Consider the following 7723-nt stretch of genomic DNA (forward strand, 5'->3'; position numbering starts at 1 on the left):
TGGTGTTCGCCCCCCCCCAGTGCGCGACGTTGCACCCCGTGGGGCGGGCGGGGCGGGCAGCGGGGAGGCCGCGGCCGGCACAGCCGGCCCTACGAGCACGAGCCGCGTCACCGCGCCTTGCGGGCGAGCGTGGCGCGGAGTCCGTGGGTCGCCCAGATGGGCATGATCGTCATCGCGGTGAACCCGATGTAGATGAGCAGGACGGCCCCGATCAGAATGTTGAAGCTCTTGATGGCCTCCGCCTTAGCCAGGAGCGCCAGCAGCACGGCGATGATCGCGCTCGCGCCGACGACCCCCGCGGCCCCCATCACCCCGAACTGCGCCTTCTCTTCAGCGTCGTGGTCCCTGGCCGCGGCCGCGATCGCCTTCACCATGAGCATCGCGCAGATGAGGCGGGCCAACTCGCACCCGGCGGCGAGGACCGCGAAGACCTCGTTCGTCGTGACAGAACTCGTATGTCCGAAAATGACTGCCGGGACGACCATGTCGAGAACCAGGAGCATGCTTGCCCACAACCACCACGTAATCGCGCCGGCCCCCCCACCGAACACGTTCGCCCGTCCGCCGATATTGTTGATCGAGATCCCCGCGAGCACGAGGTGCCCGGCGGCCAGCGACGCGGCGGCGATTGCCATGCCCCGAGACCGCTGCGGCCCGGCGATGCAGAACCCGAACCCGACCCCCGCCACGATCCAGTTGCCCATACCCAGGAGGCCGGGGAGTTTGATCGCCAACTCCGCTGCGCTGGTGCTCGATGATGTCTCCTCGGTGAACCCGCCGCGGTTGTTGGTCCGCCGCACCGTCGTCGATCCGGACGAGGATGATCCGTCCAGCGCGCCGGTCCACCCCAGGAAGATGTACAGCGAGATCAGCGCCAGCGACGCGCCGTACAGCCAGAACGAGATGTTCAGGAGCAGCACGCCGACCTTCGCGTTCGAGAACCCTGCCCCGCCCTTCTTTTTCTTCCTCGGCGAGCTGTGCCAGTCCTCGTCGTCCTCGTCGTCCTCCTCGTCGGCGTACCGGCGCTTCTTGCTCCGCGGCCGCTCGTCGTCGTCATCCTCGTCGCCGCGGCGCTTCTTCTTGCGTGGCCGGTCGTCGTCGTCCTCGTCGTCGTCATCGGCTGATCGGCGCTTCTTGCTCCGCGGGCGGTCGTCGTCCTCATCGTCGTCGTCAGGGCGCTTCTTCTTGCGGGGGCGGTCGTCCTCGTCCTCATCGTCGGTGCCGCCCCACTTGCTGCCCTTGCCGCCATCCGCCGTCTTCTTGGCGCGCGGCTTCTCGTCCTCTTCGACGCGCTTCTTCTTGCGAGGGCGGTCGTCCTCGTCCTCGGCGTCGCGACTCGGGGCCGCGTCGTCTCCGGGGTCATCGAAGACGCTCTTTTTCTTCCGGGGCTTCGAGTCCGCGTCGTCGAACGAGAACGGGTTCCCGGCCCCGCCCGGTCCGGCGGGTGCGGCGGGTCCGGCGGGTGCAGGGGCCGCTGGCGGCGTCGCCTTTGGGCTGGCCGTGGACTTCGGCGGGGCCGCGGGCGGGGCGTCGTCCACGACCTCGAACGCCGGCTTCGGCTGTGGCTTCGGTGGGGTCTGCGCGACGGGGAACATCGTGCCGCACTTGGGACACTTCACGCTCCCGGTGGCCCCGTCGGCCACCCGGAGCTTGGTCGGGCACTTGGGACAGGTGACGACCGGCACGGGAGAACCTCGAAAAGTGTGCAGGCAGTCCGTCCGGGCGCGACGGCAGATCAACGAACGTCTTTACGACACCGGGTAACGTCCTTTTCTCTCAGAGGGAGCGACCCCGCTCCCGTGTGGATCATAGTTTACAATTTCCGCCCGACACCTCGGAAACCCTGCCCCTTCAGGGTCGAAAAGCGGGGACCACCGGCGCCAGAGCAGCGACGCGACGAATCACCACAGCCAGCCCTTCGCGGCGGGCTTGTTCCCGGTACACGGCTTGGCCATTACGGCGACGATGAGCACCTCGCCGGCCTTGGTGCGGTGCGGGGTCACCACCGGGAAGAACTTGTCGCACGCGCACCCGTAGGTCACGTTGTCGACGCCCGGGGGTTTGATCGTCAGGCAGATGCGGCCGCTCGCGTCCTTGGGCCGCGTGACCGTCACCTTCAACTGCTCCTTGTCCACCAAGTCGAACGTGTGCGAGTCGCCGACGGGGATCGACTTCGCCTCGGTCGCGGTGATGCGGAACCCGGTCAGCGTCTTGTCCCGCTTCTGGACCTGGGCGGCCAGCGCGGCGAGCTTCGGATCGACGTCGGCGTTGGCGTCGGTCGCGAGGATGACGACGACGGTCACCCGCACCGGGTCTTCCGGCGGGGCGACGATGAGGAAGAGGAGCGGCGCGAGCGCACCGGTCATGGGGTCACCTGGGCTTGGCGGCGAAGATAATCGGCTCGTGGTCGGGCGTGGTCGGCACCTTCGGGCCGCCCGCCGGCCACACCGGGGAAAGGTCGAACGCGGGCCAGTGGACCTCGTCCGCCGAGGCCAGCGCGAGGGCGTCGGGGAGCGGGTGCCGGCCGACCGGGAGCCAGCCGGCGCGCGTGTCGGGCACCCGTTCGAGGCTCACCTCGTCGTCGGACGCGACCGGGAGGACGGCGTACTCGGCGAGCGGGTCGGAGAGCACGACCGCCCGCGGGGCCGGGGCGCGTTCGGGGCCGGTCCTCGCGACCTCGCGCGGCGCGGCCCCGCCGTCGACCGGCGGCAGCTTCGCCCCGGGGACGAGCGCGACCCACGCGACGGACGCGGCAACGGCGGAGGCGGCGAACGCGCCGACGACACACGCGGCGGTCCGGAACCGGCCCGGGGACCCGGCCCGCGGGGCGGCGGGGTTCAGCCCGGCCTCGATGCCGCGGCGCACGGCGAGCCACGCGGCGCCCGACGGCTCCGGGGGCTCGGCCCGCTCCCAGAGCGGCGCGTTGCCGGGGCCGAACGCGCGCTGCGCGGCCAGTTCGGCACGGGCGGCGGGGTCGCGGGCGAGCCACTCGCGCACGGCGTCGCGGTCGGCCGGGTCGAGTTCGCCGTCGGCGTAGCCCGCGAGGAGGTCGTGCGGGAGGTCGTCGGGGGTGAGGTTTTCGGGCATCATGGCTGCACCTGGTCGGCGAGCAACGTCTTGAGTTTCTGGCGCGCGTAGAACAGCCGGCTCATCACCGTCCCGATGGAGATGTCCAGCGTGTCCGCAACCTCTCGGTACGACAACCCGCCCTCCACGTGCAAGACGAACGTCTGCCGCTGGGTGTCCGGGAGCCGGGCCAGGGCCGCGTCGATCTTGGCCCGCAGGTCGGCCCGGGACAGCCCCGCGTCCGGGGGCGGGGCGTCGTCGGGGCCGAACCGCTCCGGGGGCGCGTCGCGGGGCTCCTGGGGCACCCGGGCGTCCCGCTTCCGCTGGCGGCCCACGTCCAGCGCGGCGTTGCTGACGATCCGCAGCAGCCACGTCTTGAACGAACTGTGCCCGCGGAACCGGTCGAGGTTGGCCAGGAGCTTGACGAAGGCGTCCTGCACCGCGTCGAGCGCGTCGGCCTCCCGGCCGAGCAGCCGGTACGCCACGCGGAACGCGACGGCGCGGTAGCGGTGGAACAGGTCGTCCAGGGCCGTGCGGTCGCCGGCCGCGACCCGCTCCAGGAGGGCGGTGTCGCTCGGGGGCGGTGCCGGCTTGGTAAGGACCGAGACAGCGGGCATGGGGTGGGGTAAACTCCGAATCCTGCGGGTCCGCCCAGCACGGGCCATTCTACCCCCCTGCCTGAGTAGACGCGACCCGCCCGCCCGGAATTCGATCCGCCGACCACCAAGGGCCGCGCATGATCTCCGTTCGCCACTGGGACGCCTCCACGAAGGTGTGCCGCACGACCGGCACCGACCACCTCCCCGCCGCCGCCGCCGACGTGAAGCCGGGCGACGTGTGGTGGGTGGACCTCTCGGCCCCGACGCCCGAGGAGGAGGAGCACGTGCTCGGCCGGTTCTTCCCCGTCCACGCGCTCACCCGCGAGGACGTCGCCCGCCCGCGGGTGTCGGCCGACAAGGGGACGCACCTGCCCAAGGTCGAGGAGTTCCCGAACTACCTGTTCGTGGTCGCCAACCCGCTGCCCCCGGGGCTGGCCGAGGCGCTGGTCGCCAACGCGGCCCGCGACCCGGTCCCGCCGGCCCCCCGGTCGCGAACCAACCGCCGGCCCCAGCTCAGCGCCGTGCTGAACCACCAGGTGCTGGTGACGCACCACTACGAGCCCCTCGCGTGCGTGGCGACGGCGATGGCGTACCTCGACCGGCACACCCAGACCGCCGAGCGGGGGCCGGACTTCATCTTCCACCACGTCCTCGACGCGATGGTGGACGAGTACTCCCCGGTCGTCGAGCGGATCGCGGCCCGCCTCGACGCGCTGGAGACCCGGATCTTCCGCGACCCGTCGCCCCGGCTCCTCGCGCGGCTCCTGCGGCTCAAGCGGATCGTCACCGGGATGCGGAAGACCCTCATCCTCGAGCGCGAGGTCCTGTCGCGGCTGATCCGCGGCGAGTTCGACCTCGTCGACGAGCGCGAGATGGTCTACTACCGCAACGTGTACGACCACCTCGTGCGGTACACGGAGCTGATCGAGTCGGCCCGTGAAATGGTCAGCGACCTGATGGAGTCGCACCTGTCGGCCGTGTCGGCGCGGCTCAACGAGGTCATGAAGGTGCTGACCCTCATCTCGACCATCGGCATGGTGTGCGCCGTCATCGCCGGCGTCTACGGGATGAACTTCGAGCACATGCCCGAGCTGAAGTGGGAGTACGGGTACCCGGTGGCGCTCGGGATGATGGCCACGGCCTCGACCGCGGTGGTCCTCGTCGCCCGGTGGAAGAAGTGGATTTAGAGCCGGTCGGGCGTAAAGAAGAGGGCTGACGCCGCGCCGCTCGCCGGGACCAAGCCCGCCGGGTTTTGCTCGTAGGGGCCGCCCTCCGTGGCGGCCCGCCAACCGCACCGCGAGGGGGCCAGTGGCCATCCGGTCGACCGCCCAGGTGACCGGCGGGCCGCCACGGAGGGCGGCCCCTACAAACCAAGGTTCGGTCTCGCCCTCGCTGCCCCGCACCCCACCGGACGACGCATGAGTTCCGCGCTGTGGCAACTGACGCTGACCCGGTTCCGCGAGTTCTACCGCGAGCCGGCCGCCCTGTTCTGGGTGTACGGGTTCCCGCTCGTCCTCGCGTTCGCGCTCGGGATGGCGTTCCGCGAGGGCTCGGTGCCGCCCGCCAGCGTCGACGTTCAGGCCGACGCGGCGCACCAAGACGCGACCGAGAAGCTCCGGGCGGCGCTCGCCGCCGACGCGGGCATCCGGGTGACCGTGAGCGACGAACCGGCCGCCCGGCAGCGGCTCCGCACCGCGAAGACCGACCTCGTGGTCGTCCCGCGGCCCGGGAGTGCGGCCGGGCACGAGTTCCTCTACGACGCGACCCGCAGCGAGGGCGTACTGGCCCGGAACGCCGCCGACCGCGCCCTGGTGCGGGCCGCGGGCCCGGTCGCGGCGCTCCCGGAGGAGCGCGCCGTCACCGAGCCGGGGAGCCGGTACATCGACTTCCTCATCCCGGGCCTGCTCGGGATCAACCTGCTCGGCGGGGGGCTGTTCGGCGTCGGGTTCGCGGTCGCCGACCTGCGGGTGCGGAAGCTCCTGAAGCGGTTCACCGCGACCCCGATGCGGCGGTCCGACTTCCTGCTCAGCCTGATGATCAGCCGCCTCGTGTTCACGCTCCTCGACGTGGCGCTGCTGCTGACGTTCTCGCACTTCATGTTCGACATCCGCGTGCGGGGCGACTGGCTCGCGCTCGTCGCGCTGATCGTGGCCGGCGGGGCGGCGTTCGCGGGGCTCGGGCTGCTGATCGGCGCGCGTGCGAAGACGCTCGAAACCGCCGCGGGGCTGGTGAACGCGGTGATGCTGCCGATGTACGTGCTGTCCGGGGTGTTCTTCTCGGCCGCCCGGTTCCCCGAGGGGATGCAGGGGTTCATCCAGGTCCTGCCGCTGACGGCGGTGAACGACGGGCTGCGGGCGATCATGAACGACGGGTCCGGGTTCGCGGCGCTGGGCCGGCCGCTCCTCGTGCTGGCGGCGTGGGGCGGCGTGTCGTTCGCCCTGGCGCTGCGGTTCTTCCGGTGGCGGTAGCCGGGGTCGGTCGCCCGCCCCGCGGGCGCAGCGGGGCGGGGGGGCGGCCCATATACCATTAGCCTCACGGCTGACGGGGCCGCCCTGACACCCCCCGGGTTCCTGATGAGCACGCACCTGCACCGGCCCGCGACCGACGATTCGCCCGTTTCCGAAGCCGATCTCGTCGCCTACTTCGCGGCCGGGTGCAAGCCGCCCGAGCGGTGGCGCGTCGGGGCCGAGTTCGAGAAGTTCGCCCTCGACCGCGGCACCGGCCTGCAGCTCGGGTTCGACGACGGGATCGAGAGCCGACTTTGTCACCTCGCCGAGCGGTTCGACTGGGAGCCGCACGGCGAGGGCGGCCGGGTCACCACGCTCACCCGGGGCGGGTCCACCATTTCCATCGAGCCGGGCGGGCAGGTCGAACTGTCCACCGCCCCGGCCACCGACATTTGCGAGCTGAAGGCCGAACTCGACCTTCACCTCGCCGAGCTGCGGGCCGTGTGCGACCCGGCCGCGGTCGCGTGGTGCGCCGCCGGGGTGACCCCGTTCAGCCGGGTCGAGGAGATCCCGCTCAACCCGCGGCCCCGGCACCGGCTCATGGCCGAGTACCTGCCGACCCGGTGCGAGTACGGCCTGCACATGATGAAGGCCACGGCCAGCACGCAGGTCACGTTCGACTACGCCGACGAGGCCGACGCGGGCCGCAAGTTCGCGGTCGCGCTGTGCCTCAGCCCGGTCGTGAACGCCGCGTTCGCCAACGGCCCGCTCCACGCCGGCCGCGCGACCGGGCTCGCCTCGTTCCGCGGCCGCGTCTGGCAGGGGATGGACCCGGACCGCTCCGGGTTCCTCGCCGAGTTGCTCGCCGGGGACGTGACGTTCGACCGCTGGGCCGGGTTCGTCCTCGACGTGCCGCTGCTGTTCACCGAGATCGGCGGGACGTTCCGCCCGGCCCCGGGGATCACGTTCCGCGAGTGGATGAGCCGCGGGCTCCACGGGCACTACCCGACCCTGCACGAGTGGGACGTTCACATCTCGACGGTGTTCACCGAGGCCCGGATGAAGCGGTTCATCGAGGTCCGCGGGGCCGACGCGAACCCGACCCCGCTGGCCCTCGCGGTGCCCGCCGTGTGGAAGGGGCTGCTGTACGACGCCGACGCGCTCGACGCGGCCGTCGCACTCGCCGCCGAGTTCCCGCCCGCGGAGCTCCGGGCGCTGTCCGCCGCGGCCGCCCGGGACGGACTCCGGGCCGACCACCGCGGCCGGCCGCTCGCCGACTGGTGCCGCGAGGTGGTCGCCGTCGCCGACGCGGGCCTGCGCCGCGGGGACCGGCCGTACGAGGCCGCGTTCCTCGACCCGCTGCGCGAGGTCCTCGCGACCGGCCGATCGCCCGGCGACCGCTGGCCGGTCGGCGGCACCGTGGCCGCCGTCCTCACCGCGTGCGAGTACCCCTGACCCCGAGCCCGGGAGTGCGGAACGCGGGGTGCGGAGCGCGGAGTGAAGGCCGGATGTTCTCCTGCACGGGCCGGAGGCCAGTGCCACCGGACCAACCGCCTCCACCTCGCCCCCCGTCCGGGGGGAGAGGTCGCCGCGCTTCGCGGCGGGTGAGGG

At 72.2% G+C, this 7723-nt stretch carries 7 protein-coding genes; 3 read left to right on the forward strand and 4 right to left on the reverse strand.

What is annotated here, in order from left to right:
- Positions 1-107: 107 nt before the first annotated feature.
- From ACTIGN_RS14345 to ACTIGN_RS14360, 4 genes are all read right to left on the reverse strand, one after another.
- Positions 108-1685 (reverse strand): hypothetical protein, encoded by a 1578-nt coding sequence (locus ACTIGN_RS14345; RefSeq protein ID WP_439624936.1) that lies wholly within the window; start codon positions 1683-1685, stop codon positions 108-110.
- A 216-nt stretch (positions 1686-1901) separates the two neighbouring features.
- The gene (locus tag ACTIGN_RS14350) at positions 1902-2366 is read right to left on the reverse strand and encodes a hypothetical protein (protein WP_439624938.1); all 465 of its coding nucleotides are present in this window, start codon (positions 2364-2366) and stop codon (positions 1902-1904) included.
- Positions 2367-2370: 4 nt separating this feature from the next.
- Entirely contained in the window at positions 2371-3090 is a 720-nt protein-coding gene (locus ACTIGN_RS14355) for an anti-sigma factor family protein (RefSeq protein WP_439624940.1), read from the reverse strand.
- Complete coding sequence (locus ACTIGN_RS14360; RefSeq protein ID WP_439624942.1) at positions 3087-3683, reverse strand: RNA polymerase sigma factor; 597 nt, start codon at positions 3681-3683, stop codon at positions 3087-3089. Before ACTIGN_RS14360 ends, ACTIGN_RS14355 begins: the two co-directional genes overlap by 4 nt.
- 119 nt (positions 3684-3802) lie before the next feature.
- Between ACTIGN_RS14360 and corA the strand changes: the two genes are divergently transcribed.
- From corA to ACTIGN_RS14375, 3 genes are all read left to right on the forward strand, one after another.
- Complete coding sequence (gene corA / locus ACTIGN_RS14365; protein WP_439624944.1) at positions 3803-4852, forward strand: magnesium/cobalt transporter CorA; 1050 nt, start codon at positions 3803-3805, stop codon at positions 4850-4852.
- Positions 4853-5083: 231 nt separating this feature from the next.
- Positions 5084-6133 carry an ABC transporter permease gene (locus ACTIGN_RS14370; RefSeq protein WP_439624946.1) on the forward strand — a complete coding sequence of 350 codons (1050 nt, stop codon included), beginning with the start codon at positions 5084-5086 and terminating at the stop codon, positions 6131-6133.
- A gap of 105 nt (positions 6134-6238) precedes the next feature.
- On the forward strand, positions 6239-7567 hold the full coding sequence (locus tag ACTIGN_RS14375; protein WP_439624948.1) for a glutamate--cysteine ligase: 1329 nt from the start codon (positions 6239-6241) through the stop codon (positions 7565-7567).
- Positions 7568-7723: the final 156 nt, after the last annotated feature.

It is taken from the genome of Gemmata sp. (assembly GCF_051859125.1).
Classification (GTDB): Bacteria; Planctomycetota; Planctomycetia; order Gemmatales; family Gemmataceae; genus Gemmata.

Excerpts from the sequence above, each read along its gene's own strand:
- ACTIGN_RS14350 (WP_439624938.1), bottom strand. The coding sequence starts at position 2,366 with ATGACCGGTGCGCTCGCGCCGCTCCTCTTCCTCATCGTCGCCCCGCCG.
- ACTIGN_RS14355 (WP_439624940.1), bottom strand. The coding sequence starts at position 3,090 with ATGATGCCCGAAAACCTCACCCCCGACGACCTCCCGCACGACCTCCTC.
- ACTIGN_RS14360 (WP_439624942.1), bottom strand. The coding sequence starts at position 3,683 with ATGCCCGCTGTCTCGGTCCTTACCAAGCCGGCACCGCCCCCGAGCGAC.
- corA (WP_439624944.1), top strand. The coding sequence starts at position 3,803 with ATGATCTCCGTTCGCCACTGGGACGCCTCCACGAAGGTGTGCCGCACG.
- ACTIGN_RS14370 (WP_439624946.1), top strand. The coding sequence starts at position 5,084 with ATGAGTTCCGCGCTGTGGCAACTGACGCTGACCCGGTTCCGCGAGTTC.
- ACTIGN_RS14375 (WP_439624948.1), top strand. The coding sequence starts at position 6,239 with ATGAGCACGCACCTGCACCGGCCCGCGACCGACGATTCGCCCGTTTCC.